Annotated in this window: 30 protein-coding genes; 20 read left to right on the top strand and 10 right to left on the bottom strand. The window is 40.8% G+C overall.

Annotation, left to right across the window (positions count from 1 at the left end):
- Window positions 1-139: 139 nt before the first annotated feature.
- The gene (locus ACM0OR_RS05795) at window positions 140-532 is read right to left on the bottom strand and encodes a DUF6335 family protein (protein ID WP_414575392.1); all 393 of its coding nucleotides are present in this window, start codon (window positions 530-532) and stop codon (window positions 140-142) included.
- A gap of 361 nt (window positions 533-893) precedes the next feature.
- On the opposite strand from ACM0OR_RS05795, the gene ACM0OR_RS05790 reads away from it, so the two are divergent.
- The 7 genes from ACM0OR_RS05790 to ACM0OR_RS05760 all read left to right on the top strand — a co-directional run bounded on the left by ACM0OR_RS05790 (window position 894) and on the right by ACM0OR_RS05760 (window position 7,049).
- Entirely contained in the window at window positions 894-1,295 is a 402-nt protein-coding gene (locus ACM0OR_RS05790) for a DUF2267 domain-containing protein (protein ID WP_323266980.1), read from the top strand.
- 30 nt (window positions 1,296-1,325) lie between these two features.
- Window positions 1,326-2,423: a DJ-1/PfpI/YhbO family deglycase/protease gene (locus ACM0OR_RS05785; protein ID WP_414575391.1), complete on the top strand. Its 1,098-nt coding sequence runs from the start codon at window positions 1,326-1,328 to the stop codon at window positions 2,421-2,423.
- 176 nt (window positions 2,424-2,599) lie between these two features.
- Complete coding sequence (locus ACM0OR_RS05780; RefSeq protein ID WP_414575390.1) at window positions 2,600-3,298, top strand: SRPBCC family protein; 699 nt, start codon at window positions 2,600-2,602, stop codon at window positions 3,296-3,298.
- 101 nt (window positions 3,299-3,399) lie between these two features.
- A complete protein-coding gene (locus ACM0OR_RS05775) occupies window positions 3,400-3,786 on the top strand; it encodes a hypothetical protein (RefSeq protein ID WP_414575389.1) in 387 nt (128 codons plus the stop codon).
- A 554-nt stretch (window positions 3,787-4,340) separates the two neighbouring features.
- Window positions 4,341-5,510 (top strand): zinc-dependent alcohol dehydrogenase, encoded by a 1,170-nt coding sequence (locus ACM0OR_RS05770; protein ID WP_414575388.1) that lies wholly within the window; start codon window positions 4,341-4,343, stop codon window positions 5,508-5,510.
- A 12-nt stretch (window positions 5,511-5,522) separates the two neighbouring features.
- Window positions 5,523-5,864 carry a cupin domain-containing protein gene (locus ACM0OR_RS05765; RefSeq protein WP_414575387.1) on the top strand — a complete coding sequence of 114 codons (342 nt, stop codon included), beginning with the start codon at window positions 5,523-5,525 and terminating at the stop codon, window positions 5,862-5,864.
- 270 nt (window positions 5,865-6,134) lie between these two features.
- Window positions 6,135-7,049 carry a manganese catalase family protein gene (locus tag ACM0OR_RS05760; protein WP_414575386.1) on the top strand — a complete coding sequence of 305 codons (915 nt, stop codon included), beginning with the start codon at window positions 6,135-6,137 and terminating at the stop codon, window positions 7,047-7,049.
- A 474-nt stretch (window positions 7,050-7,523) separates the two neighbouring features.
- Here the strand turns inward: ACM0OR_RS05760 and ACM0OR_RS05755 are convergent, their stop codons facing one another.
- Window positions 7,524-8,585: a DMT family transporter gene (locus ACM0OR_RS05755; RefSeq protein ID WP_414575384.1), complete on the bottom strand. Its 1,062-nt coding sequence runs from the start codon at window positions 8,583-8,585 to the stop codon at window positions 7,524-7,526.
- 203 nt (window positions 8,586-8,788) lie between these two features.
- Between ACM0OR_RS05755 and ACM0OR_RS05750 the strand changes: the two genes are divergently transcribed.
- Window positions 8,789-9,169, top strand: coding sequence for a hypothetical protein (locus ACM0OR_RS05750; protein ID WP_414575383.1), 381 nt, complete (start codon window positions 8,789-8,791; stop codon window positions 9,167-9,169).
- 110 nt (window positions 9,170-9,279) lie between these two features.
- On the opposite strand, the gene ACM0OR_RS05745 is transcribed toward ACM0OR_RS05750, so the two are convergent.
- Together ACM0OR_RS05745 and ACM0OR_RS05740 are read right to left on the bottom strand one after the other, a co-directional pair.
- A complete protein-coding gene (locus ACM0OR_RS05745) occupies window positions 9,280-10,260 on the bottom strand; it encodes an aldo/keto reductase (protein ID WP_414575382.1) in 981 nt (326 codons plus the stop codon).
- 10 nt (window positions 10,261-10,270) lie between these two features.
- A complete protein-coding gene (locus ACM0OR_RS05740; RefSeq protein ID WP_414575381.1) occupies window positions 10,271-10,681 on the bottom strand; it encodes a MerR family transcriptional regulator in 411 nt (136 codons plus the stop codon).
- 203 nt (window positions 10,682-10,884) lie between these two features.
- Here ACM0OR_RS05740 and truB point away from each other — a divergent pair, with 203 nt between their 5' ends.
- On the top strand, window positions 10,885-11,763 hold the full coding sequence (gene truB / locus ACM0OR_RS05735; RefSeq protein ID WP_414575380.1) for a tRNA pseudouridine(55) synthase TruB: 879 nt from the start codon (window positions 10,885-10,887) through the stop codon (window positions 11,761-11,763).
- Window positions 11,764-11,985: 222 nt separating this feature from the next.
- On the opposite strand, the gene ACM0OR_RS05730 is transcribed toward truB, so the two are convergent.
- A complete protein-coding gene (locus tag ACM0OR_RS05730; RefSeq protein ID WP_414575379.1) occupies window positions 11,986-13,005 on the bottom strand; it encodes a fatty acid desaturase family protein in 1,020 nt (339 codons plus the stop codon).
- Between the two features lie 82 nt (window positions 13,006-13,087).
- Here ACM0OR_RS05730 and ACM0OR_RS05725 point away from each other — a divergent pair, with 82 nt between their 5' ends.
- From ACM0OR_RS05725 to ACM0OR_RS05705, 5 genes are all read left to right on the top strand, one after another.
- A complete protein-coding gene (locus ACM0OR_RS05725) occupies window positions 13,088-13,459 on the top strand; it encodes a Lin0512 family protein (protein WP_190697866.1) in 372 nt (123 codons plus the stop codon).
- A gap of 12 nt (window positions 13,460-13,471) precedes the next feature.
- Window positions 13,472-13,858, top strand: coding sequence for a nuclear transport factor 2 family protein (locus ACM0OR_RS05720; RefSeq protein ID WP_323266970.1), 387 nt, complete (start codon window positions 13,472-13,474; stop codon window positions 13,856-13,858).
- A gap of 501 nt (window positions 13,859-14,359) precedes the next feature.
- Complete coding sequence (locus tag ACM0OR_RS05715) at window positions 14,360-14,674, top strand: hypothetical protein (protein WP_323266969.1); 315 nt, start codon at window positions 14,360-14,362, stop codon at window positions 14,672-14,674.
- A gap of 217 nt (window positions 14,675-14,891) precedes the next feature.
- The gene (locus ACM0OR_RS05710; protein WP_323266968.1) at window positions 14,892-16,079 is read left to right on the top strand and encodes an AbrB family transcriptional regulator; all 1,188 of its coding nucleotides are present in this window, start codon (window positions 14,892-14,894) and stop codon (window positions 16,077-16,079) included.
- A gap of 110 nt (window positions 16,080-16,189) precedes the next feature.
- A complete protein-coding gene (locus ACM0OR_RS05705; protein ID WP_323266967.1) occupies window positions 16,190-17,005 on the top strand; it encodes a DUF1838 domain-containing protein in 816 nt (271 codons plus the stop codon).
- Window positions 17,006-17,096: 91 nt separating this feature from the next.
- Here ACM0OR_RS05705 and ACM0OR_RS05700 read toward each other — a convergent pair whose 3' ends face one another.
- The 3 genes from ACM0OR_RS05700 to ACM0OR_RS05690 form a co-directional block, all read right to left on the bottom strand.
- On the bottom strand, window positions 17,097-17,465 hold the full coding sequence (locus ACM0OR_RS05700) for a pentapeptide repeat-containing protein (RefSeq protein WP_323266966.1): 369 nt from the start codon (window positions 17,463-17,465) through the stop codon (window positions 17,097-17,099).
- Window positions 17,455-17,769, bottom strand: coding sequence for a hypothetical protein (locus tag ACM0OR_RS05695; RefSeq protein ID WP_323266965.1), 315 nt, complete (start codon window positions 17,767-17,769; stop codon window positions 17,455-17,457). Before ACM0OR_RS05695 ends, ACM0OR_RS05700 begins: the two co-directional genes overlap by 11 nt.
- A 175-nt stretch (window positions 17,770-17,944) precedes the next feature.
- A complete protein-coding gene (locus tag ACM0OR_RS05690; RefSeq protein ID WP_414575378.1) occupies window positions 17,945-18,499 on the bottom strand; it encodes a hypothetical protein in 555 nt (184 codons plus the stop codon).
- A 153-nt stretch (window positions 18,500-18,652) separates the two neighbouring features.
- Between ACM0OR_RS05690 and ACM0OR_RS05685 the strand changes: the two genes are divergently transcribed.
- Entirely contained in the window at window positions 18,653-19,633 is a 981-nt protein-coding gene (locus ACM0OR_RS05685) for an endonuclease/exonuclease/phosphatase family protein (RefSeq protein WP_414575377.1), read from the top strand.
- A gap of 224 nt (window positions 19,634-19,857) precedes the next feature.
- Window positions 19,858-20,250, top strand: a complete 393-nt coding sequence (locus ACM0OR_RS05680) for a hypothetical protein (RefSeq protein WP_323266963.1) — start codon at window positions 19,858-19,860, stop codon at window positions 20,248-20,250.
- On the opposite strand, the gene ACM0OR_RS05675 is transcribed toward ACM0OR_RS05680, so the two are convergent.
- Together ACM0OR_RS05675 and ACM0OR_RS05670 are read right to left on the bottom strand one after the other, a co-directional pair.
- Window positions 20,240-20,830, bottom strand: a complete 591-nt coding sequence (locus ACM0OR_RS05675; RefSeq protein WP_414575376.1) for a YdcF family protein — start codon at window positions 20,828-20,830, stop codon at window positions 20,240-20,242. The genes ACM0OR_RS05680 and ACM0OR_RS05675 overlap by 11 nt on opposite strands.
- A gap of 11 nt (window positions 20,831-20,841) precedes the next feature.
- Entirely contained in the window at window positions 20,842-21,870 is a 1,029-nt protein-coding gene (locus tag ACM0OR_RS05670; RefSeq protein ID WP_414575375.1) for a VOC family protein, read from the bottom strand.
- A 439-nt stretch (window positions 21,871-22,309) separates the two neighbouring features.
- Between ACM0OR_RS05670 and ACM0OR_RS05665 the strand changes: the two genes are divergently transcribed.
- The 4 genes from ACM0OR_RS05665 (at window position 22,310) to msrB (ending at window position 25,196) form a co-directional block, all read left to right on the top strand.
- Complete coding sequence (locus ACM0OR_RS05665; RefSeq protein WP_414575374.1) at window positions 22,310-22,840, top strand: DM13 domain-containing protein; 531 nt, start codon at window positions 22,310-22,312, stop codon at window positions 22,838-22,840.
- Window positions 22,841-22,860: 20 nt separating this feature from the next.
- Complete coding sequence (locus tag ACM0OR_RS05660) at window positions 22,861-23,658, top strand: glucose 1-dehydrogenase (RefSeq protein WP_323266959.1); 798 nt, start codon at window positions 22,861-22,863, stop codon at window positions 23,656-23,658.
- A 62-nt stretch (window positions 23,659-23,720) separates the two neighbouring features.
- A complete protein-coding gene (locus tag ACM0OR_RS05655) occupies window positions 23,721-24,557 on the top strand; it encodes an MIP/aquaporin family protein (protein WP_414575372.1) in 837 nt (278 codons plus the stop codon).
- A gap of 147 nt (window positions 24,558-24,704) precedes the next feature.
- Window positions 24,705-25,196, top strand: a complete 492-nt coding sequence (msrB, locus tag ACM0OR_RS05650) for a peptide-methionine (R)-S-oxide reductase MsrB (protein ID WP_414575371.1) — start codon at window positions 24,705-24,707, stop codon at window positions 25,194-25,196.
- Window positions 25,197-25,201: the final 5 nt, after the last annotated feature.

The following is a 25,201-nucleotide window of genomic DNA, read 5'->3' as shown; positions in this document are numbered from 1 at the left end:
GCGTTGAAAGAACTGGGGTTAGGGGGTTATGTTTCGCGTTAGCTTTTCTACATAACGTGAAAAGTCAGATAAGTCTACAGGTAGAATATTTTCCGTGGGAGTTTAAATCCCCGACTGAAAATTTTTGATTTTTGAATTGTTAATGGCGTTCTTGGTAATCTTCGGCAGAGGTAGGCTCTAATTCCCAACGTGCATCGTCGCGGTGTTCTAAGATGTCTTGGGTGTGAAGTAACTCGTTATCATTCATTTCTAAGCCTACTGCTGCTTCTATCTCTTCTGTGACATTTTGGTCGGGAGTGGGTGAAGTACCACCAACAGCTTCATCTCCTACTGAGTCTGCATCTTGCCAATACGCATCAACATCGCCACCAGTCAGTTCGGGACTGGTTTGGGTGTACTCATGCCTTTTTTCCTGGAGGGTACGCCCACCAATATTGTATCCTGGTATGTCTTTTACACCAGTGCCATAGGATTCGGTGATTTCCTGTGGTAAGTCTTCTGATTTAATTTCTGGATGATTATTTTCTGTCATAAAACTAGCCCTTTCTATATCTTTACAATAACTATTTTTAGTTGATTAGTTGTACTTCATAAGATGTACAACTTGAGAGATAAAGCAATCTATTTCCTAAGAACGAAGTAAATCTAGATATTACAACTTAGTCTTAAAGGTATGAAATCTAAGGTCAAGCCACTTGTAGTTGAATCTGGTAGTTATGAGCTAGGAGTTCTCAACCCAAGTCGAAGTTAGATAAAAAACTTCCTACTCATAGCTATTTTTTTGTGGGTTTTAAATATTAAAATTAATCATTGAAATTAGATTTTTATTTTTATTTATTGCTGGAAAATATCTGAGATCACAAAAAGCTGAATTGTGTTCAAGGGAGGGCAAAATGGAATACAACGAGTTTATTACCCACGTACAAAGCTTGGCTCAATCAAACTCTCGTGAAGAGGCAGAACGTGCTACTCGTGCCACGCTAGAAACTATTAAAGAACGCATTTCTGGAGATGAAGCTCTAAATTTATCTACTCAATTGCCACAGGAACTTGGTGATTGTTTGAAAGGTAGAGAGGGACAACCAGATGAGAACTTTAATTTACAAGATTTTATTGTGCGTGCCAGTCAGAAAGAAAATCTAGAACCTACAACAACAGCTATTCATGTTCGTGCTGTTTTTGCCATACTACAAAATGCTGTCACACCAGCAGAGTTTGCTAAACTACACCGTCATTTTTCTCACGATTACGAAGAAATGTTTGCTACACCACCAACTAGCGAAGTAACAGCTTAAACAATTCAAAATTATTAGATAGGAAAAAATATGACCAACCATAATAATCACTCTGGGAAGAAAAGAGTAGCTATTCTGATTGAACAAGCAGTAGAGGATGTAGAATTTATTATTCCTTGCAATGGTCTAAAACAAGCAGGGTTTGAGGTAGTTGTCCTTGGTTCACGGATGAATGAAAAATACAAAGGCAAACGAGGTAAACTTTCTATACAAGCTGATGCTACCACTACAGAGGCGATCGCATCTGAATTTGATGCTGTAATCATTCCTGGTGGGATGGCCCCTGATAAAATGCGCCGCAACCCTAATACTGTCCGCTTTGTGCAAGAGGCGATGCAGCAAGGAAAATTGGTAGCGGCGGTTTGTCACGGGCCACAGCTTTTAATTGAGGGTGATTTGCTCAAGGGTAAGCGAGTTACTGGTTTTAGTGCTATCCGCAAAGATATGATTAATGCGGGTGCAAACTATCAAGATGAGCCATTGGAAGTTGATGGAAACTTGATTACATCCCGCGAACCTGGAGATTTACCAATTTTCACGACGGCGATTTTAAGCCGTTTGGGTTATGGTGGTAAAGATGCTGCATTACCAGATGAGAAAGACACGAGTGCAGAATGGTGGAAACTGGCTGATGCTTGGGGTGGATCAACCAAAGGTGATATTGTTCGCGGGTTGAATACAGCTTTGGGTGGAGAACGTTATTCACTAGAAGCACTGGAGAGTTATGTAGAAAAAGAATCGGATACACAAGCTAAGGCGTTGTTTCAAGAAATGATTGTCAATAAACAACGCCATATTGAAAGACTAGAAGCATATCTGCACAAGCTCGGTGAAAAACCTTCTTTTGGCGCAAATATTGCCAATCAATATGCCAAGGTGAAAGCAACTTTTACAGGTAGCGATGACATCTACCAGATACGCTGCGCCTTGGGTGATTTGCAAACAGGGATTGGTGATATTGGTAACTTGTGTGCAATGTATACTGATCCAGTTGCAACGGCTATTTTTAAAGGAATTTACCAAGACTTAGTGCAGTCTGAACAGCGATTAGTAGAGTTATATCGGACACGGAGGGTTGCTGAAGTTCAGCCTCCTAAGCCGACGACAGGGGCGGCTGTCTCGATGTGAGGGAATAGGTAGCAAAATTGGGTGTTGCTGAATTTGGGTATGAATTTACTCACGCAGAGGCGCAAAGACGCAGAGAGTGAGAGTTCGAGATGTCAAATTTTGCAAATTCATACTTGAGTTATGCAACGCCCAAAATCGACTACTCCCTTCACCTTTTTGAATTTGGAGATAAAAGAGTGACTGTAACATCAGGGGATAAACAGGCTAAAGCTAGTGATATGGAGCGTTGGGCATCCCTCATTGGTGGTGGTGCGTTAGTTTTAATGGGTTTAAGACAAACTTCTTTGCGGGGAGTATTGACGGCTTTAGCTGGTGGTGGCTTGATTTATCAAGGTGCAACTAAACAAAGTACCATTCAGCAAGCCCAAGAAGCAATCGGGTTGAATAAACCTATTAAAGTTGAAAAGACGGTGACAATCAATAAACCAGCAGAGGAACTGTACCATTATTGGCACAACTTTGAGAATCTGCCCAGATTCATGAAGCATCTCAAATCTGTCAAAGTTTACAACGAAAAGCCAGGGGCTAGGCGATCGCACTGGATAGCCAATGCACCTCTCGGTAACAGCGTCGAATGGGATGCAGATATCTTAGAAGACCGAGAAAATGAGTTGATTACGTGGGCTTCTGTGGAAGGAGCAGACATTGAAAACTCTGGTTTTGTGCGTTTTCAACCAGCACCAGCGAATCGCGGTACAGAAGTCAAAGTAGTTTTAGAATACAATCCCCCAGGCGGTACACTAGCGGCGATTTTCGCCAAACTCTTCGGTGAAGAACCAGAACAGCAAATAGGTGATGAACTACGCCGCTTCAAAATGCTAATGGAAACTGGAGAAATCGCCACCACGGAAGGACAGCCTTCTGGGAAGAAGTAGGGAACTAGGAATTTTAGATTTTAGATTGATACCTAATTCAAGATCCAAAGTTGATTTGCCCAATATCTAGCAATTTACACATAATACAAGTGAGGAATGTTATGAATCGCGTAATTTCTTGGGTACAAAATTTTCTTCTGCGTCAAGTTCTAGTTATTTGTTTGATAGGATCTACCTTTTTCGTAGGTCAGTCTTTTATATATACCAATGCAATGATTGCCCAGGCAGATGTTAAAACTCCAGAGGGTATTTATTACAAAGGTACACCCGATAATGAAGGAATTAGAAATGATACTCAAGTGAGAAATGCTCAAGAAAAACTCAAAGGAACTGTTGACAATGTTCGGGAAAAACTCAATTTAGATGAAGAAACTCCTAGAGCTACAAAAGAGTTTCAAGATACTGTTAAAAGAAAAGTAGGCGAAGCCGTTGAGCCAATTACTGGTGAGGAACGTGGTTATTACCAAAGACCGGAGTCTCAACGATAATATGACCAGGACTTACGCAAGTGTCACAATTGATGGTTGGTGCCTGACGCTATAAGTCTCATTACTACGTTCAAATACTTTCGCAGCGTCACACACCCTACTTAGGGCAACCGCATCATGTCAATAAGCACAGTCTATTCTCAATAGAGTTAAAAGTAATGTCATTAACTCCTGCTTATTGCGAAGGTTTTAGGCGATCACTTTGAGGCTTAAAAAATAATCAAACGCAAAATCCTGATTTTTTCGTTGGTTCTTAACCTTCGTTGTGATCAAGAGTAATTTAGATGCGTTTGCCCTGACACCCTACTAGTCTATCAAGTTAGTTTTGACAGTTCGTAGTATTCGCGTAGCGTCTCGTAGAGAGAACTTTAGTCCTGATTTTTCTAAGGACTAAAGTCCTTACTACAAACTTGTTTATCCCTCAATTCAAATTTGATGACTTACTACATCTATTGAGTAAGTTATTCTCGGTACAAGCCCCTATTCCTAAGTTTTGAATTTTAAATTTTGAATTTTGAATTGGAGCGCAGCGACTTGACTAAGGACTAATAACTATGAAAGCAGTTTGTTGGCATGGAACAAACGATGTAAGAGTAGAAACAGTTCCTGATCCTAAAATTATTAATCCTCGTGATGCCATTATTAAAATTACTTCTACAGCCATTTGTGGCTCAGATTTACATTTATATAACGGCTATATTCCCTCAATGCAAGAGGGTGATATTCTCGGTCATGAATTCATGGGAGAAGTAGTTGAACTAGGAAGCGCAGTCAAAAATGTGCAAGTAGGTGATCGCGTCGTAGTTCCCTTCACTATTTCTTGCGGTTCTTGCTTCTTCTGTCAACGGCAATTATGGTCTTTGTGCGATAATTCTAACCCTAATGCCTGGATGGTAGAACTGCAAATGGGTTATTCTCCCTCCGGTCTATTTGGCTACTCTCATTTATTTGGTGGTTATGCTGGGGGTCAGGCAGAATACGTCCGTGTACCTTTTGCTGACGTAGGCTTGTTCAAAGTCCCCGAAAATTTAACGGATGAGCAAGTCTTATTTTTGACAGATATTTTCCCAACAGGCTACATGGCAGCTGAGAACTGCGACATCGAACCCGGCGATACTGTCGCCGTTTGGGGTTGCGGCCCAGTCGGACAATTTGCCATCAGAAGTGCATATATGTTGGGTGCAGAAAGAGTAATCGCCTTTGATCGCGTTCCCGAACGCCTGCAAATGGCTAAAGAACAAGGTAAAGCCGAAGTTCTCAACTACGAAGAAGTCGATGTTGGGGAAGCACTCAAAGAAATGACTGGTGGACGCGGCCCTGATGCTTGCATTGACGCAGTAGGAATGGAAGCCCACGGTACGGATATGATGGCTTTCTACGACCAAGTTAAACAAGCTGTGCGCCTAGAAACCGACCGTCCAACGGCTTTACGCCAGGTAATTGTGGCTTGTAGAAAAGCTGGTCACGTATCAATTCCTGGTGTCTATGGTGGTTTCTTGGACAAAGTACCAATGGGTGCAGCTATGAACAAAGGTTTAACCTTCAAAATGGGACAAACCCACGTCCATAAATATTTAAAACCTTTACTAGAACGCATCCAAAACGGTGAAATTGATCCTTCATTTGTGATTACCCACACGCTACCTCTAGAACAAGCACCCCACGGCTATGAAATTTTTAAACACAAACAAGATAACTGCATCAAAGTCGTACTGAAACCTTAAGGTGATGAAATTATGAGTGATACCAGCGTAAAAAAAATTGACTCTACCCATTCTCCCAAAGGTAAACTCGGTCAGAAATATTTAGCATCCGGTAAATCTGTTTCTATGCGTCTTTGGGAAAACGAACAACCAGAAGAAGATAAACACCCAACAAGTCGTGAATATGAAACGGTTGGTTATGTAATTAATGGTCGTGCAGAACTACATATTGAAGGACAAATGATATTACTAGAACCGGGAAGTTCTTGGGTAGTACCGAAAGGGGCAACCCATCACTACAAAGTTCTAGAGCCATTTACTGCTGTAGAAGCAACTAGCCCCCCTGCCCAAATTCACGGACGTGATGAAAATTAATCAGGATATTAACTATAAATAAACACAGATATAATATCTGTGTTTATTTATTTAAAAAACTCCAAACACCGATTTTTTTCACTTCTCTGCTCCTCTGCGTGAAACAAATAAATACGTATATCTAGGGAATTAAATATATAAAAAAATCTGCTAATTTTTATATAACTATTGATTGATGTAGATAAAAAAAATACTTAGTTTCCTAGAAGAAATAAGCCATAAAAATCAGACATTTGTGAGCTTGTTTTTGTCACTTATTTAGAAACCCAGATGTTTTATCACTCCAAAAAACTGCAATATTTCAAGCCCCCAGAAAAGCCAGATCCCGTCTATGCGATGAAAATTCAAGAACTCATCGGTGGGACATTTGGGGAAATGACCGTCATGATGCAGTACCTATTTCAAGGCTGGAACTGTCGCGGCCCTGCTAAATATCGAGATATGTTGCTAGATGTTGGTACTGAAGAAATTGGTCACATTGAGATGTTGGCTACAACCATCGCCCATCTTTTAGATAAAGCACCCTTGAAAGTGCAAGAAGAGGGGGTAAAAGATGCGGTAGTGGGTGCTGTGATGGGTGGTACTAACCCACGGGAAGTCATCATGAACGCAGCCATGAATCCCCAACACGCTATTGTTTCTGGTTTGGGTGCAACCCCAACTGACAGCGTTGGCTACCCTTGGAATGGTCGCTTCATTGTTGCTAGTGGTAATCTCTTAGCTGATTTTCGCTCTAATCTTCATGCGGAGAGTCAGGGACGCTTACAAGCGGTACGGTTGTACGAAATGACGAATGATCCAGGGGTGAAAGATACCCTGAGTTTTATGATTGCTCGCGATACTATGCACCAAAACCTCTGGTTAGCCGCGATTGAGGATTTAGAACAATCTGGACTAGAAACAACTCCCGTTCCTAGTTCCTTCCCCTTGGAATTAGAAAAACGCGAATTTGCGTATCAGTTCTGGAATCATTCTGAAGGTAATGAAAGTGCTGAAGGTCGTTGGGCGAAAGGCCGTTCAATGGATGGTAAAGGCGAATTTGAGTATGTTGCTAATCCTCAACCTTTAGGGCCAGAACCACAGCCGCCACAACCAGAAGCGCAGCTTCATGATACACCCCAAAATACACAAGCTCAACAGGGTAATGGTTCTAGCTCACCTCCTGTAGTTCAGCGTATTGGCTAGTACCGCCGTGAAGTCAAAGGCCAAAAAATAATTTTTTGTCTCCCCCTGCTTCCCCTGCTCCCCCTGCTCCCCCTGCTCCCCTACTATTTAGCGGTGGGAGCTATGACCCCTCACCCCAGTATTGAGTTGTTCAACGTAGAATAAAGAAAACGACCACAGTGATAACCGTGATCGTAGACGAATTAACTATACAAGCTAGATTGTACTACGAATAAACGTCTATTACTCTATCCCCCAAAAGGGGGTTTTTTTAGCCGCTCTCATAGGATATGAGATTCCCCTGTCAACAAGAGGAAAAGGGGCAAGGGGGTAGGGTGACAAGGGGAAGACTGGGACGGAGCTTGGACTCCGCCCCGTATAAGTGTCCTAGAAGGACGGGGCTTATACCCATGTTTTGCTCCGCTCCACAGCAAGGGGGAAGGGCTTGCTCTCCCTGCTCCCTTCCCCCCTGCTTCTTCGATGACAAAGTTAACCTCAGACTCCTTTAAATCCGGCATGATTTTCTAGCTCTTGTTCTGTGGCTGTGGAAATTTGTCTATCAACCATCACACGCCCAGAATTTTGACGACGCAGGCCAACTTGACTGAGGAATATACCGAATAGTATTAAACTACCACCAACATAATGAGCTAATGTAGGGGCTTCACCGAGAATTAAATAAGCTGCCAAGATACCTGCAATGGGAGTGAAAGAACTGGCTAATGAAGCTGTAGATACAGTCGTAACTCTCAAACCTTTAGTCCAAAATGATTGACCTAAAACGACAATTAGTCCACCATAAATAAACATCCATTGCCATAAAAAAGGTGATAGCACATCCATAAAATGCTCACTACCATAAAGCACTATAGCAAAGATGAAAAATACGATAGTGCCTAAGGCAGTACGAAAGATACTATAAATCCCCAAGGGAATATGAGCAAGTTGTTGTTTACTAATAATAGTAGCAAAGGCTAAAAATATTGCTCCTGTGGCTGCTAAAAATTCCCCCACACCAATATTCAAACCTCCCATATTCATCATGACGTTACCCGTTTGAGGCTGAAGAATCACAGTTAAAATCACCCCAATAAAAGCTGCGATCGCGCCGACAATTTCCCAAATATTTACCCGTTCTTTCAACAGTAAAATAGATAACGCTAAACTCAAAGGAAGTTCTATCCGTCCTACCAAAATTACATTGTTAACATTAGTTAACGCCAGGGATTGAAAAATTAAGGCAGGGGCTAAAGCTCCTGATAAAATGGCAACAATTGTCAGGTGAAACCATTCTTTTTGAGTAAGTCTCTGCAAAGCTGTTTTATTCCACTGTCGCCCATAAATGAAGATCATCAATGTTAAGGCGCAGAGATTTCCGACAAATAAAACGTTACACAAGGAAATTGGGTTACGACCACCTAAGAAGTTCTCTGCACCAATTTCGGTCAATTTGCGAGTAATTGCACTTGATGCGCCAAAAATTAGAACTGCAAACCATAGATAAATTTGACCAGGAATTTGATTTATGAAACTATTTTTTCTTCTCGGTTTGGTCACAGTTATACTACTCCCACTAAATACCATTAACTATTTTCAGCTTTTATGATGCACTTAAAACCATATTTTTATGAGAAAAAGCTGAGTAACGACTGAATTTTATGGAGAAGTAAATTCAGGTAATTTCTAGTTGGCGTTCAGGTGGACTTCAGTAGTTGGTGAGATGCTGTAATCGCTGAGATCGACAAAAACTGGAGTTACAAATGAAACTTGCACCATCTTTACTAACAAGTGTGGCTTTAGCTGGTATGTTAACAGTCTTTGATATTCCACTACAAGCTATTAACCCTACTTGGGTTCAAGCATCAGCTGCGGAAATGAAAGATGCTACAGGTTTGACTGCACAGCAAAAAATTGACTTACTTATGAAGAATAAGGGTCAATTTGGTAGTGGTGATCAGTTGCGTCGCTTTTTCTTTGGTGACTTAGAACCAATCGGAGTTCAACCTGGTGGCGCAGGTATGGTAGTTAATCTTTACAATAAGGCTAATAATGTCACTATCTCTTATTGTGCAACTTATGATGTAGTGGTGGCGGTCAAAAAGGGTAAAATCAAGGCTTTTGCACCGGAAGAAGTTAAGTAATTATCAATACGGTTTAGAACAGATAATTCCCCAACATAAAAATTCGTAGAGACTTAGCATTGCTACATCTCTACGAATTTTGCGCTAGATATCTATAGCATTAATTATGCCTAACGGTTGACGGTACTCATGTCGCTGTAGCGATCGCCTGCTGCTACATTTTTCGGTGCTACCTCATCGATATGAGCCAGTTCTTCTGGAGTCAATGTGATATTGACTGCGGCAACATTTTCTTCTAGGTAAGTGCGACGCTTAGTTCCAGGGATGGGTACGATATCATCTCCCTGAGCCAGTAACCAAGCCAGAGCTAATTGTCCTGGTGTCACACCCTTGGAGTGAGAGATTTCTTTGACGCGATCGACTAACTGAAGATTTTTGTCAAAATTCTCACCTTGGAATCTAGGCAAATATCTGCGAAAGTCATCGTTAGCTAAGTCTTCTGGACGGGTAATTTCCCCAGAGAGAAAGCCTCTACCAAGTGGACTGTATGCCACAAAGCCAATACCTAAGTCGCGAATAGTTGCGAGAATCTCATCTTCTGGCTCTCTTTGCCAAAGCGAGTATTCAGACTGTAAAGCGGTAATGGGGTGGACAGCGTGAGCGCGGCGAATTGTCGCTGTCGCCGCTTCCGACAAACCCAAGTAGCGGACTTTACCTTGTTGTACCAGTTCTGCCATTGCGCCAACAGTTTCTTCAATCGGCACGTTTGGATCTACTCGATGCTGGTAATAGAGATCAATGTAGTCAACTCCTAATCTTTGTAATGAAGCATTACACGCCTCGCGCACATACTCAGGGCTACCGTTAATCCCGCGAAAGCTGGTATCTTCCCCTCGCTGAATGCCAAATTTTGTTGCTAAAACAACGCGATCGCGTCTATCTTTAATTGCCTGATTAATCAGCTGTTCATTTGCACCGCTCCCATACATATCGGCGGTATCTAGTAGAGTGACTCCTAATTCTAAAGCTCGGTGAATGGTAGCGATCGATTCTGTCTCATCAACTGCACCGTAAAATTCCGACATTCCCATACATCCGAGTCCCAAAGTTGAGACTGTCAATCCTTGGCTACCGAGTTTTCTGATTTTCATGATTTTCTCCCTAATTCAATTCAATCAACTCTGTCTTTTGATGATCAGTCTGATTTAATGCCTCTAGTTCCTTGTATCGCTGGATTTTCCACTGAATTATCTCTAAGTTACGGCTGAGTTCGGCGATGCGTTCTTGGACATAACACTCATGCGCTTCCAAGAGCCATCGTCGTTGGGCGATCGCTTCTGGCTGATGCTGATATAGATAGGCAAACTGTTGCATCTGGCGAATTGGCATTCCCGTCGCTCGCAGTCGAGTCAAGAAATTAATACCGTCTATATCAGCTTTTGAGTAACGACGATGGCCATTCGCCGCTCGGTTGACAGGTGCAAGTAGTCCATTCCGTTCGTAGTAACGGAGTGTATGCACACTCAAACCTGTTAGTGTCGCAACTTGTTGTATGGTGAGTTCTGTATCCATATGCCAATAACCATAGAACTTAGAGCGCGCTCTAAGTCAAGTGTTTTTAGAGAAAAATTTGCTCAAAAGTTTTAGAGATGTTGCAAGGTAACGTTTTTTGATTTTGGCAAAATATTTGCTCCCAACCTTATTAGCGTGAAAGGCAGAGGTTTGTCCAACTCACGTTAAAATTGTGGCTGATCGGCAAACTACCAAATTTCACAGTGCAAGGTTTTATTAATTTAAACAAGCCATTTGGCTGGACTTCTCATGATTGCGTGGCGCGGGTACGAAAATTATTAAAGCTCAAACGTGTAGGACACGCGGGAACTTTAGATCCAGCCGCTACTGGTGTGCTACCAATTGCAGTTGGTAAAGCAACAAGATTATTACAATATCTTCCCAGTGACAAGGCTTATAAAGCCACCATCCGTTTAGGGGTGAGGACTACAACGGATGATTTGCAAGGTGAAATCATCACTTCCCAACCCTGTGGAGAATTAGATTTAGCACAGATAAAAACCGCACTGGCAAAATTTACAGGCAAAATCGAGCAAATCCCCCCAATTTACAGCGCAATTCAAGTAGAAGGGAAACGCCTGTACGATTTAGCGCGTCAAGGGGAAACAGTAGAAGTTCCCTCGCGGATAGTAGAAATTTATAGTACGGAAATTTTAGATTGGCGAGCCGGAGAGTTTCCTGAATTGGATGTAGAGATAGCCTGTGGTGGGGGGACATATATTCGGGCGATCGCGCGTGATTTAGGTACAGTGTTAAATACTGGCGGAACTCTCGCCGCTTTAACTCGCACTCAAAGTAGTGGCTTTAATTTAGCAGCTAGTCTCACCTTCTCGGACTTAGAAACCCAACTACAAGTCGGGACATTTCAACCCATCTCCCCAGATGCAGTCTTACAACACTTACCATCTGTGACTTTACCCAATATTTCTGCACAAAAATGGTGTCAAGGACAGCGTATTTCCCTAAATCCAGAGATGGCTGGTAATGTGCGAGTTTACGAAACAGAAACCCGTTTTTTAGGTATTGGGGAATTACAAGCGGGTGTATTAATTCCCCAAATGGTATTTGAACCGATTGCTTAAAGTTTGTAGTAAGGACTTCAGTCTTTAGAAAAATCAGGATGAAAATCCTTACTACGAAACGAGGGAAAATAAATTTTCATTGCTTCTTGTGAGTGCAATTCATGGAGTCTCTTGCAAAAGTCCGAAAATGAGATTTGTCATTCTGAATGAAACATATAATTTTTGAGATGTTTCGCTTCGCTCAACATGACAGCTTCAGCATTTATGTAAGAGGTCGATTGATCAAATTAGCATCATGCGATCGCCACAAATCTCAGATGTAGTCGCTTCTCCAATCAAGGAAGGATGATGACTCAATTCATAAGTTGACTGAATATAACCAGAATCTAATTGCATCGGGGGAAGATTATGCTTTGCTAACACCCCTTGAACGCGCTCAAATGCTGCTGGAAGCTGATTAAAAGGAATCCCCGGAAAAGCATGATGCACTGCATGATAATTTAAACCACCCATTAACCATCCCAAGAGGGGAATAGTTCTCAAATTCCGAGAAGTATAAAGCTGCGTTAACTGATGATTGTTAAACTTCCCCCACAGTGCGTAGTGTTCCAAATGATCGCGTGTCTGCATGATGATTCCAATCACCCGTTCCATCATCACCCAAAATAAGATGTAGCACAGCAACTCCCCATGCAAAATCACAATAGTCAGCAACACACTTTGTATAACCAGCATCCCTGAGACATCTAACATTAATTGGCGACGCATCCGCAAACTTAAATTTTGCAAGCGCACAGCCATCATAAAAGTTTTAATAATCAACCCAATTCCGCCGAGGAGGAAAATATCACAACCCCACTGATGGCGAACATACCATTTTAAAAGCGGGTGTGCTTGTTGGTATTCTTGCCAAGTCCATTGTACCCGTTCGGGATCTCTGAAATCGCTGCCATTCCAACCATGATGCCAGGCGTGTAACTCTGCATAAAGACTATAAGGCCACAACATCGGCCAGCTAATCAATCGAGGTATCACTGTATCAAACCAAGTCCACCCCGTCAGGGTGCAATGACTCATATCATGGGTACAAACTAGCCAAAAAGAATAGGAAATTCCCGCTATGATTGTTGCACTCACAAACACAATATTGTTCTGCACCAACCAAGCCAAAGCCACACAACTAAGAAATACCAAGCCAATGAGACTAAAACGCAGTAGTCCCACTCCAGGGTTAACTTGATGTAAGTCGGCGGTGGCTTGTTGTAACTCAGTTGAGATATTAGTGTGAGTGCGATCGCGCATAATAATTCGTAATTAGAAAATCATCAGATTGAAATACACTACTCCTATCTATAGTTAAAAGTGAAGATTGTGGGAGTTAACTGTGGCTCGTAAACGCTTAATTATTGAGATGGGGATGGGTGTAGATCAACATGGACAAGAACCGACAGTAGCCGCAGCAAGAGCTGTTCGTAATGCGATCGCCCACAATGCTTTACTGGGTGTATGGGAAGTTGCTGGTTTAAATGACCCGAATGAGATGATTGTGGAAGTCCAGGTAGCAGTACCTTATCCTGAACAAGTCAGAGAAGCCGAAGTCTTGGCTGTATTACCCTTTGGACGCAAAAGCCTGACTGTCGAATCTGGGGGTATGGTGGTACAAGGACGCGCTATTGCTTCCTTGAATGACAAAAATGACGAAATGTTAGTGGCGATCGCTGCCGTCACCGTTTTGGTAGAAACTATTGAAAAGTGATCAAACCAAATTATGTCAAACGAAATTATTGAAAAAGCCGTTGCTGCTTACTTTGCTAACATTGCAGCCATGAACCCAGAAGGTTGGGTTGATAACTTTGCTGAAGATGCTATAAGTCACGATCCGGTAGGTGAACCACCTACAAAAGTTCATGAAGGATATCGCGAATTTATCGGACAGTTGCAAGCTGTATTTGCACAATTAGAACCAACAACTGAACATATCTTCATTGCTAGCAACGAAGCAGCCGTCAAATGGACAATCACAGGAGTTAGCAAAAGTGGTAAATCAGTCAAATTTGAGGGAATTACTATTTTTGAAGTCAACGCCGAAGGTAAGATTCAAACCACTCGCGCTTATTGGAATCCAGCCCAAATAATAGCACAATTACGCTCTTGAGATTACCCATCCCCCAATTACTCATATAACAATCTCTTTTCCTTCTCCCCACTCACAACTCCCTATTTTCTAACTCCTGTTCTTCTTCATAGAACCACATTTCTGCTAACAAAGTGAAACCAAATAGCCAAACTATCCCAATAACGGTCAACCAAAATATTCCCATCATTTTGATCACCTCTAAAACTATTCTTAAGAAAAAAACTTAGACACTGCAAGAACTCATCACCCATGTTTCTTTGATTAACCGGGGTTGTCGGCTCTCAGAATAATTGAGGATGGCGATAAAATCATTTCAAATATATATTTGAATTATCCCTGGTAATTTGCTAAACCGTTGACATAATTAATAAAAATCAACGTCTCAAATTAATTCCATAGTTATGTTACTCATCATCTCCTAACCCATCGCAGTTACTGGTGCGCTAAAATAAGAGTATTGGAAGCAAAATCTCTGGTAGTAAATTCAAACTTCACACACCTTTTATTACTCCAGCGAATATGTCTTACGAGCATGAAGAATCACTTAAAGCAACACACTTTGCTGACTTAATCAGAACCGCACAATTAGTATTTGACCCTACATCTGGGGTTGCAGGTAGATACATCCAAGTTGATTGGCAAGAATTTGGTATTCCGGATGAAGTAGCGGAGAATTTACAATTACTTGGGCAAAAATATCGCTATGCCTCTCCTCATATTCCCGGTGATATTATTTGGGAACAATTGACACCAGTGACTAGAACATGGTTTCTCAACAATAAAGATGAATTATGGAAGTTTGAAGAAGCATTTCCGGCCTTAGACGAGGATTGAATCAGTGAACAGTTATCAGTTATCAACTAACTGATAATTGTTTAAATTTGGTCAATGTCTAAGTAGGGCTTGCTGCATAAACCTAACTATGTTGATTAATGTAAAATTATTGTGTTTGAGTTCGTAGTAAGGACTTTAGTCCTAAAAGAAGGACTAAAGTCCTTACTACGAACCTTTAATTATTTATATAGTTAAATTAATTTCAACCCGCGTATAGATGAATCAAAGTGTAAGTCCTGTTTCCACTCTAGAGGAAACCATTAATCAACAGATTGGAGTTGCCAAACCACAGCTAATAGGGAAACAACTAATAGTCCTTACCTTGGAAATGCTGTTGTCCTTTCCCCTAGCTGTAGCATTAACAAAGTTACACTTTGGCGGAATTTCGTGGATATTTGGCGGTATTGCTGCGGGTACAGTGATTTTGCAATGCTGTCGCATATTTTATCAGTATTCTCCCCGACCGAATCGGATGGCGAGAAAAGTTGGGATGGCGTTAGTAGGGCTGACAGTTGGTGCTACCAATGCTAATAGTGATTTAACTAGCCTAGCGGCTGGAATTCCTATATTTATGTTGTTGACCCTATTTTTACTGTTGTGTGGTGGCTGTATTGGCTATATCTACTCGCGCTTGAGTAAAACCAATCTTTTAACCGCAATGCTAGCTACAGTTCCTGGGGGTGTGGGGGTGATGTCAGCGATCGCAGCTGATTATGATAAAAATGTTACATTGGTAGCAATGGTGCAGGCTATTCGCGCCACCTCTGTAGTTTTACTGATTCCCTTCATTGCCAGAACAGCAGTTGGGAATAACTGGAATTTACCAACCCTATCAGCTAATAGTGCTTGGCTGAATTTTGATCTATCACAATTAGAATTATTAGCATTAGCATTGCCAATCACCGCCCTCATAGTTTATGTTGTTGCCATTTTCAACCTACCTGCGGGGGATTTTTTTGGTGCATTACTATTAGGACTCACATTTAATTCTGTGTTAGGTTGGTTGCCATTTGTCAGTGATATTAATTTCAACCCACCACAATTGATCAATATTATTGGTCAAACACTGCTGGGAATCACCATTGGCGAATATTGGGGAGAAAAACCCACCTTTGGCAAAAGAGCTATAGGTTACGCTTTAATGTCTGTAGTTATGACTTTAATTGCTGGTGCGATCGCGACTATACTAGCAATGGAATTAACCTCATGGGACTGGTTGACTTGTTTATTAGTCACCGCACCAGGGGGAGCAGCAGAAATGATCTTGGTTTCACTGGCATTAGATCATAATGTAGAAATTGTGACAACAGGTCATTTGGTGCGGCTCATCGCCATTAACAGTTCTTTACCCCTGTGGTTATTTTTATTTCGTCGCCTTGATAGTCAAAAGGGTGTAGGGGTTTAGAGGACAAGGGACAGGTGACAGGTGACAGGTGACAGGTGACAGGGGAGAGTAACTATTGACTAATTACGAATTACGAATTACGAATTACGAATTATTTAAGGATTTTATATATGGTTTTCCAAACTCAAGAATTAGATGCTCAATATTGGGTAAAAACTCGTTCTTCTCTTGACTCAACTGAATCAACTTTTCTTACCTGGACAGGCAAAATTTACGCTTTTATTCCTGGACAGAAAAGAAAACTGCTGTTTAAAATTTTGGGTTTGAGTGTGAGTAGGTGCATTCCACAAGAAGTAGGTAGCTGGGATTTTACTTCTAGGGAACTAACCTATTATTTAAATCCAGAAACAGAGGAAATTTTACGCAAATGGGAAAATCCCTGGACAGGTGAAATAGTCCCAGTAATTCATGTAGCAAATAATCCTGTACAGGGCTGTTTTAAAGGCAAATTTCCCGCCCAATTAGAAGGAGAAAACACAACTTTTGTGTTTGACATTTTCCCTACATATCCCAACCCTTTAGCTGACGATCCAAAATTAGCTGAATATAGCCCCTATGAAACTTATCAAGCCGCAGAATTATTTAAACTCACAGTACCAACCGCAGATTTATTTAACTCAGAATTAACTTCAGTTTCACAATTGCGGCTAAGTTGGGATAGGATTGGTCAATGGTTGCCTTGGATGAAAATGAGCGATCGCCCCGGTTATCTGATATATAGTGCATTTGGTAGTAAAGTCAAGGGTTTAACCGAATTGCCTCAGTTACTCCAAGATGAAATTAATCATCGCGTACCTTTATATAAGCAAGCTCCAAAAGCTCTGAATGATGGTGAAGATATGACATCTTGGTTATACTTCCAAAAGCACTTTTCAGCATATTTATCTGGCGAAATATTCCCACTACCCGCCGCCGAAGAATCTTGAATTAACTACACCTGATGGTTGGTGAGGTTGCTGGAAAATGGATAAAAGTAGAGTGCTAGTTATCTAGTAAATAACCACATTTGTGGCTAAGTCAAAACTTCCGCATATTTCTACTAACAGGATCAAAACCTCTAGAAAAGCGGGTGGTTTCATCATAATAAGCACCAGTTAAATCTGCTCCATACAACTTAGTAAAATTAAGTTTAGCTCCCCGCAGATTGGCCTCATTTAGTTTGACTCCGCACAAATTTGCTCTAGTCAAGTTGGCATTGGCTAGATTTGCTCTGCTTAAGTCTGCTCCCCACATTTTTGCTCTAGCTAGGTTAGCACCAGTTAAATCTGCTCCCCATAAATTGATCCCAGGCAAATAGGCAGCAATTAACTTAACTTTAATTAAGTTGGCGGCGGAGAAATATCTCTCCCCTGCTTGATATCGCCGTTTGATTTCCTCAGCATCCATTTGTTGTATTTACCTTCTTCAATAAGAAAGAAGTTATCTGTTCCCATTCTTGGTTGATATCCCCGCTAAATGCTGGCTGACTACTGCGTTGATACCAGTAATGGGCATTATTCAAATCACCTTCTTTGCGGTGTAGGTAAGCATGAACCCAAGCACTATCTGCATCACGGGCATCCTGCACAATATCATGGGCTTGATTCCAATCACCTTGTTTGTCATGCCACAAGGCTTGCAGTGCTTTTGGTAGTGTTTGAGGACAGGGACGCTGTTTTGCCATCAATCGCAGAAATTCTTCTGTATTCACGATCGCTACTCCACAAATATCAAACCTCTATCTCCAAGATACTCTGCAAGTAACTGTTATGACAGTTGTGAATTATTACTTGAAACTCAAGAAACCCGGTTTTTTAAAACTGGGTTTCTGAAATTTTGTAACAATCTGAGGGTTATGTTAAAGTTGCTTAATACTTAACAGAAGTTTACCTTGTATTCTTCTGCTCTTGTCCCCCTTTAGGTAAAAGTTCAAATTCAAAATTACCGACGAGACGGTCATCAACATATACGTGTATTGTATGCTTACCTGGAGGATCACCGGGTGCGATCGTCCAAAAATTCTCAATCACACCATCCTTCGCTAACTGTGTGCGATTGGAAATAGCTTCAACTCCATCTGGTGATAATGTGAAGTTTTCGCCGTTATCTGTAGCCCAGGTTTCTGGAGGCTTTGGTAATCGTATGACTTCCCGCCATCTGACTTCACCCTGAATATTTTGCAGTTGAATTCGCCAGCCGTATTTGTTACCTTCTGCTAGCGGTACTTTAGTTGAGGGAGTAAAGTTCAATATCCCTTCAGAGTCAATTTTAGCGATGCCAAACTCAGCTTTACGAACGTTAATTTGTTGTGCTTTGTTCGACTGGGACTGAGATATTGACTGAGAAGGTGTCTTAGCATTGTTGGCGAAAACTGAGGGATGAAGAACCCCAGACATTACCAGAGAAGAAGTGAGTACAACTGTCGCAGCCCAAATTCTCATGAGCAAAATTTTTAGGTTAGTTACTGGTACTTATTCAACTACTTTTTGCCACCTTCCGGTAGGGCTTTCATTGATTTAAATGATGGTATGCTAATCCGAAAAACAGGTAAGTGTGCTTGATGTTAATTGGTGATACTTACGTGAATTAATTTTATGTGGCAACGACTAACTTTAATTGTGGCGATCGCTACTTTATCTGTCTTAGGATTATTATCATTATTTACTTACATTGCCTGGTCTTGGCCGCTAGAATTAGTCACTCATTTCCGCTACCAGTATCTGATCATATCATTGCTAGTGAGTATTGTTTTATTTATTCTTTGGAGAATAAGATATATAAAGCACAAAATACTATTTTTCACTGCTGTATTATTGCTAGGACTAAATTTAGTTGAGGTGTTGCCTTGGTATCTATCCCATACTCAACAAGTAGCTGGTAATGCAGCTAAAACTATACGGATTTTATCTTTTAATATCAATACCCAAAATAATGAACACAATAAAATTGTCGATTTAGTAGCAGATAATCAACCTGATGTAGCATTATTGCTGGAAATTAATCAAACCTCTTTTGAAATAATTCAATCTCAATTAAAACCAAATTTGCCTTATGCTTTTAGAAGCTCTGGTGGTGGAATAGCTCTTTTTAGTCGGTTTCCTATTCAAGATGCGAGAGCAGATAATTTCAACAAAAAAGCCAAGCATAACCTAGTTGCAACTTTAGAAATAAATAAACGACCGATTACTTTTATAGGAACTCATCCACTCGTGCCTGTAAAGCCAGCCACTTTTCGCAGTCGTAATCTGCAATTAGCAGCAATAACGGAATATATTCAAGGATTAAATCAGCCATTGATTTTAGCCGGAGATTTTAATTTAACGCCGTGGTCGCCTTATTATCGGAAGTTTGTTAATAAAACTAAGTTACATAATACCCGCTTAGGTTTCGGGATTTTACCTAGCTGGCCTAGACCTGCAACTCATGTAAACTTCGCCCATTGGTTGATTCCACTGATGAATATTCCCATTGACCACTGTTTTGTTAGTAAACATTTCCAAGTTGCTAGAACTTATATTGGAGGTAATGCTAATTCTGACCATGCAGCTTTAATTACAGACTTGGTTTTACCGTAGGAAAAGCTTACAGATTTAATTTGTTTCAGAACCCCGATTTTTCAGATAAACTGGGGTTCTAGGCTCTCACCAATGATTTAGTATTGTGATTTAATTTATGCACAAAAATTAGAGCCGATTGAGTTTAGTTAACACCATAGACTTGTCGAAATATTTTTGCTAGAACTGTACTTGATACAAATTTGTAATTCGTCTTTTTAAATTCTAGATAACTGAGGTTTTTGATGAAATATTTTTATATAAGCTTAGTTTTAGTAATGGGTGCGATCGCAGTTAGCCAAACTGCCTATGCTAACCCAGAAAATTCCCTCGAAATCATCGGCGAACGTCATGAAGCTGCGGCTTTGTTGATAGAACCAGTCACCATCAATAGTCAGTGGAACAATCCCATTAACCAAACCAATAATCTTCAAGATACCGCCAGTTCTCTGACAGTGGTACAAGAAACAGGATGTAAAAACATCAACCCACTAGAATTTCTGGAAAATCCTGATGCTGTCTTAAAAAAATGTCAAGAATCAGCAAGTAAGCAAATTCCGCAACTTACTGAACCAGTAGATTATCTCAAAGTACCCCGCCTCGATTCTGGTTTGAAGCTAACGGTGACTAAATTTTAAATATCAGATAGACAAAATAAAAATAGGTTTCGCGCATTAAAAAAGGTATTTGGCTTTGCAAACTACGATAGCGGGTAGTAGGCGTAGGCGATGGATAAGCATCCATACCTAAATCTCGCGCCATCCATACAGCTCGTTTGAGATGCAAAGGGTCACTCACGATGAGACACTTAGTTAATTGGTGAAGAGATGCGATTTCCCCAGCATTGTTGAGGTTTTGGCGCGTTGTGCGCGACTGCGTTTCAGTTAGAATATCGGCTGTTTTTACCCCTTGCTGAATCGCATAGTTTTTACCAACTATAGCTTCGGCGGGTTCATCCTTGTCCCCAACACCACCAGTAAAAATCATCTGCTTCACATCACCATTTTTATATAAGTTAACGGCGTGGTTAATGCGTTCTCGAAAGACTGGTGAAGGTTCTTCTCCCCAGACAGCTGCACCCAAGACAATTGCTGCATCTGCTTTGAGATTATGAGTATTATTTCCATACGAATAAATGCTCATGGCTGTAGATGAGATCGCCACTAGTAATGCAGACATTACAGCCAGTAAAATTAAGACTAGCGATTTTTTTGACATTTTTGACTTATTTAGCCTTCTACCAAATTCCAGAAGTACCCATCCGGCGCAATAAACGAGAAACTTTTCTCTCTAAACTCATTTTCGACAATACTAGTAAATTTTGGCACAGGACTAGCCTGGATGCGATCGCAATATGTTTCTATTCCCTGCACCCGGTAAGTATAGAGTGACATCCCCAAACTACCAGGTTGTGCTGCTTCAAACCTTGACTCTAAATTCATCGCGTTGGGAAACCGAATCACATACAACCTTCCACTCCGCGCCGCCATCATGTCAGACTTAGAGGAACGGGGATCATCAAAGGTAGTGACAATAAACTTTTCCCCTGGTTGTAAATCAAAAATATCTCTCCCCGCTAGAGAAGATTCATAGCTAGTTTCCACATCATCACGCACCCGCAGCAAACCCAAAACTTCTTCGTAAAATTTCAGGCTTTCCTTGCTGTCATCCTGAACAATAATCCCCATGTGGGTAAACTGGCTAGTCCCAAAAGCGCATTCGTGGTTAATTTCACCGTAATTAGGGATGCTATAGCCAAACCTTTGAAACAAAACCTGTCGAGTCAATGGTTGCAATAACAACATTTCGCGCACCCCAACCACAGGATCGATAAAAGGACGATTTTTTTGCTCTTTTTGGTAAATTATTTCCCAGTAAGGGGGAGTATAGCGGATAGCCCGCCCGGCGGCTTTTGCTTCCTCTGCATGATTTAAAATGGTTAAAACATCACCTGTTAAACTAGTAGCCCAACGATTGCCCTTAATTTTCATTGAAGCTAACCCCAAACCTGGATTTGTGGAATTTTGCCACACCATCAACCTAATTAAACCATGATCTGCATTTTGGTGGTAAAGGCGAATCGAGCGTAAACCTGAATTTACCCCATACAATTGATCAGCTGCACTAGGAGATAGTTCACCCATTTGGCCGATACGATAGCCAAATTGTTCCCAGTATTGAATCGCAAAAATTGCATCGGGAACACCAATACAGACTTCATAGATACCTTCAATTGCAGTTTTTTGCCCCTGAGTCATGCCAATTTGAGATTGATGCTGGACTAATCTAGTCTACAAGAATAGCCCAAAAATATGGATGCAGTAGGGTATATTCAGCAAATTGTGCATAAATCTGGCATCCTGAAAAAGATTAGGTTGATTGCCCAAGGCGGGGAAATCCTCCTGGGAAGCTAAAGAGCTTCTTCCTTGGCTACAATCTCAGCAATCACCTGCTGTAGCCATTCGGAACAATTTTTCTTAGCTCTCACATAACTGATCCAAATCCTCTAGAAGCATAACGGAGATAGGCTTAAATTTTGCTGAGAAAATTTTCATAATTTTCTAAATAAAAAATCAGCTTTATCGATGCAATTTCTTAGATGCTCATAATTTATTAACTAATTATCTAAATAATAATTAATTTCAGGTTGAGATGCCAACTGAAACGAATGGTTGTTACATTCAGGAGATTTTTTTTATGCAATTGAAATATTTGCTCGGATTTAGTCTAGTTTCTCTGTTTATGGGTGGTTGTGTCCAAGAATTATCAAATAAACAGTTGCTCACAAATCTTGTTAGTGCAAATGCCAATACTTCCATACTATTAACTCAAATGCAGTCTTCCCCACAGCCTGCTAAATCTTCAGCGAAAAATAATATCAAGTCTGGCACATTTGTTTCTGGAGAACACACAACTCAAGGAACAGTCAACATTACTACCCAAGATGGCAAATCATTTATTGAGCTTGAGCAGTCATTTAAAACTTCTACATCAGGCCCAGACCTAGTTATAGTTTTACACCGTTCTCATAACGTCATTGGTTCAACTCGTCCGCCAGCTTATCCTTTAAGAAGAGGAGATTATATTGTCATAGCCCCATTACGAAAATTTAGAGGCAAACAACGTTATCTCATTCCTCAAAAAATTAACTTAGCCGATTATAAATCTGTTGCTATTTGGTGTCGCAGGTTTAATGCTACTTTTGGGGCTGCTACTTTAAGAAGTTAAAAATTAATCAAGAGAAAATCATGAATTTACAAGGTAAAGTTGCTTTGGTTACAGGTAGCAGTCAAGGCATTGGACAAGGAATTGTTTTACATCTTGCCCAAGCTGGGGCAAATGTTGTGATTAACTATCGCTCTCATCCAGAAGGAGCAGAGGAAACTTTAGCCAAGGTAGATGCTTTTGATGGTAAGTGCCACATGGCTCAATGTCCTAAATCTCATGGTTACACCGTACAAGCTGACTTGGGTAGTGTTGAGGAAGTGCGTCAATTAATTGCAGAAAGTATTCACCATTTTGGCAAATTAGATATTTTGGTAAATAATGCTGGCATTGAAAAACACGCACCTTTTTGGGAAGTCACAGAAGCAGATTATGATGCTGTGATGAATGTTAATTTAAAAGGTGTTTTCTTCGCTACTCAAAGCTTTGTTCAACATTTAATTGCTACTCAAAGAACTGGGAAAATCATTAATATTAGTTCGGTGCATGAAGAATTACCATTTCCTAATTTTACAGCTTATTGTGCTAGTAAAGGTGGAATAAAAATGTTGACTCGTAATTTGTCAGTTGAGTTGGGTGCATTGGGGATAACTATTAATAATGTTGCGCCAGGAGCAATAGAAACGCCGATTAATACTAAGTTGTTGAATGATCCAGAAAAGTTGGGAGCATTATTACAAAATATCCCCCTGAGTCGCTTAGGTAAACCGCAAGATGTAGCTTCCTTAGTGACTTTTCTCGCTTCTGCTGATGCTGACTATATAACAGGTAGTACCTTTTTTGTGGATGGAGGATTACTTTGGAATTATCAAGAACAGTAAGTAAAAACTATACCAAAAACAATTTTTTTTATGGATTAATCTAAAATCCAAAATCCAAAGTTATGATGTTGCAGGCACTACGGAAACACTATCCTGAATATTTGATGGAAGCTGCGGGTTTGGGTATTTTTATGATTTTGGCGGCGATTGTGACTGCGGTGTTAGAGCATCCAGCTTCAATGATCAGACAGACTATTCACGAAGCAATTTTACGCCGCTTGATCATCGGAGTAGCGATGGGGTTAATTGCGATCGCGATCGTCTACTCTCCTTGGGGTAAGCAATCCGGCGCACATATCAATCCAGTTGTCACATTCACTTTCTTCCGCCTCGGCAAAATTCAGCTGTGGGATGCGATTTTTTATATCCTGGCGCAATTTTTAGGCGGATTGATGGGATTACTGTTAGCGATCGCACTATTGGGAAATGCAATTACCCATCCCTCTGTCAATTACATTATTACAATTCCTGGTGTGGAGGGTACAGGTATCGCCTTTTTAGCTGAAATAATTATTTCTTTTGGGGTGATGCTGATGATTTTATTTGTCTCTAATACTCCCAAACTTGCCCCATTTACGGGGATATTTTCAGGGATACTCATTGCAATCTACATTACTATAGAAGCCCCCTTGTCAGGGATGAGCATGAATCCAGCACGTACTCTAGCATCAGCAATTCCCGCTCACAATTGGACAGATATTTGGGTTTATTTTACTGCACCACTTCTGGGGATGCTCTCAGCCGCAGAAATTTATGTAATGCTCAAAGGTAAACGTGCTGTTCGCTGCGCTAAACTACATCACCACAATAATAAACGTTGTATTTTTCGCTGTGGCTATCGTCATTCAGAAGCGAATAAGACACAATGGCTGTTGAGCGATCGCTTGCCTGGTTCTTAGTCTCAGAGCAATTCAGTACACCTCATAATTATTTGTTCTCTGTTTCCTATCACCATTATTCTTAGAGAATTTTAATAATTTTATCAGGGCTAATTCAGAGTCAAGGTTCAAGCTAGTAATACAACTAGCTAAATTTGCCAATAAATTATGAAAAAACGATATTTTTTACAAGCAGGTGCAGTAACAGTTGCCACAGTATTGTTATCACGCTATTTAACAGGTAAGTCACAAGTTATGGCGATCGCCAACAATAAATTTGAAATCATGAAAAATGATGAGGAGTGGCGCAAAATTTTAACGCTAGAACAGTTTCGCGTATTGCGGAAACATGGCACTGAACGTGCTGGTACTAGTCCACTCGATCAGCAATATGCAAAAGGGACTTATATCTGTGCTGCTTGTGACTTACCATTGTTTACATCTACAACCAAATTTGACAGTGGTACGGGCTGGCCTAGTTTTTACTCGCCAATTGATAGAGCAATTGGTACATCTATAGACAAATCTTTGTTGATGACCAGAGTAGAAGTGCATTGTCGTCGTTGCGGTGGACACCTAGGTCATGTATTCGACGACGGCCCCGCACCTACAGGTAAACGTTATTGTATGAATGGGGTAGCAATGAAGTTTATAAAGTAGTAAGA

Origin of the sequence: Anabaena sp. CCY 9402-a (assembly GCF_963920945.1) — a bacterium.
Lineage (GTDB): Bacteria > Cyanobacteriota > Cyanobacteriia > Cyanobacteriales > Nostocaceae > Trichormus > Trichormus minutissimus.
Note: the sequence above shows the minus strand (reverse complement) of the source record. Positions and strands in the feature narration are given on the sequence as shown.

Coding starts and splice junctions, on each gene's coding strand:
- ACM0OR_RS05770 (WP_414575388.1), top strand. CDS start 4,341: ATGAAAGCAGTTTGTTGGCATGGAACAAACGATGTAAGAGTAGAAACA.
- ACM0OR_RS05765 (WP_414575387.1), top strand. CDS start 5,523: ATGAGTGATACCAGCGTAAAAAAAATTGACTCTACCCATTCTCCCAAA.
- ACM0OR_RS05660 (WP_323266959.1), top strand. CDS start 22,861: ATGAATTTACAAGGTAAAGTTGCTTTGGTTACAGGTAGCAGTCAAGGC.
- ACM0OR_RS05795 (WP_414575392.1), bottom strand. CDS start 532: ATGACAGAAAATAATCATCCAGAAATTAAATCAGAAGACTTACCACAG.
- ACM0OR_RS05720 (WP_323266970.1), top strand. CDS start 13,472: ATGTCAAACGAAATTATTGAAAAAGCCGTTGCTGCTTACTTTGCTAAC.
- ACM0OR_RS05730 (WP_414575379.1), bottom strand. CDS start 13,005: ATGCGCGATCGCACTCACACTAATATCTCAACTGAGTTACAACAAGCC.
- msrB (WP_414575371.1), top strand. CDS start 24,705: ATGAAAAAACGATATTTTTTACAAGCAGGTGCAGTAACAGTTGCCACA.
- ACM0OR_RS05670 (WP_414575375.1), bottom strand. CDS start 21,870: ATGACTCAGGGGCAAAAAACTGCAATTGAAGGTATCTATGAAGTCTGT.
- ACM0OR_RS05700 (WP_323266966.1), bottom strand. CDS start 17,465: ATGGATGCTGAGGAAATCAAACGGCGATATCAAGCAGGGGAGAGATAT.
- ACM0OR_RS05785 (WP_414575391.1), top strand. CDS start 1,326: ATGACCAACCATAATAATCACTCTGGGAAGAAAAGAGTAGCTATTCTG.
- ACM0OR_RS05715 (WP_323266969.1), top strand. CDS start 14,360: ATGTCTTACGAGCATGAAGAATCACTTAAAGCAACACACTTTGCTGAC.
- ACM0OR_RS05675 (WP_414575376.1), bottom strand. CDS start 20,830: ATGTCAAAAAAATCGCTAGTCTTAATTTTACTGGCTGTAATGTCTGCA.
- ACM0OR_RS05690 (WP_414575378.1), bottom strand. CDS start 18,499: ATGAGAATTTGGGCTGCGACAGTTGTACTCACTTCTTCTCTGGTAATG.
- ACM0OR_RS05790 (WP_323266980.1), top strand. CDS start 894: ATGGAATACAACGAGTTTATTACCCACGTACAAAGCTTGGCTCAATCA.
- ACM0OR_RS05705 (WP_323266967.1), top strand. CDS start 16,190: ATGGTTTTCCAAACTCAAGAATTAGATGCTCAATATTGGGTAAAAACT.
- ACM0OR_RS05740 (WP_414575381.1), bottom strand. CDS start 10,681: ATGGATACAGAACTCACCATACAACAAGTTGCGACACTAACAGGTTTG.
- ACM0OR_RS05745 (WP_414575382.1), bottom strand. CDS start 10,260: ATGAAAATCAGAAAACTCGGTAGCCAAGGATTGACAGTCTCAACTTTG.
- ACM0OR_RS05775 (WP_414575389.1), top strand. CDS start 3,400: ATGAATCGCGTAATTTCTTGGGTACAAAATTTTCTTCTGCGTCAAGTT.
- ACM0OR_RS05750 (WP_414575383.1), top strand. CDS start 8,789: ATGAAACTTGCACCATCTTTACTAACAAGTGTGGCTTTAGCTGGTATG.
- ACM0OR_RS05760 (WP_414575386.1), top strand. CDS start 6,135: ATGTTTTATCACTCCAAAAAACTGCAATATTTCAAGCCCCCAGAAAAG.
- ACM0OR_RS05680 (WP_323266963.1), top strand. CDS start 19,858: ATGAAATATTTTTATATAAGCTTAGTTTTAGTAATGGGTGCGATCGCA.
- ACM0OR_RS05710 (WP_323266968.1), top strand. CDS start 14,892: ATGAATCAAAGTGTAAGTCCTGTTTCCACTCTAGAGGAAACCATTAAT.
- ACM0OR_RS05685 (WP_414575377.1), top strand. CDS start 18,653: ATGTGGCAACGACTAACTTTAATTGTGGCGATCGCTACTTTATCTGTC.
- ACM0OR_RS05665 (WP_414575374.1), top strand. CDS start 22,310: ATGCAATTGAAATATTTGCTCGGATTTAGTCTAGTTTCTCTGTTTATG.
- ACM0OR_RS05655 (WP_414575372.1), top strand. CDS start 23,721: ATGATGTTGCAGGCACTACGGAAACACTATCCTGAATATTTGATGGAA.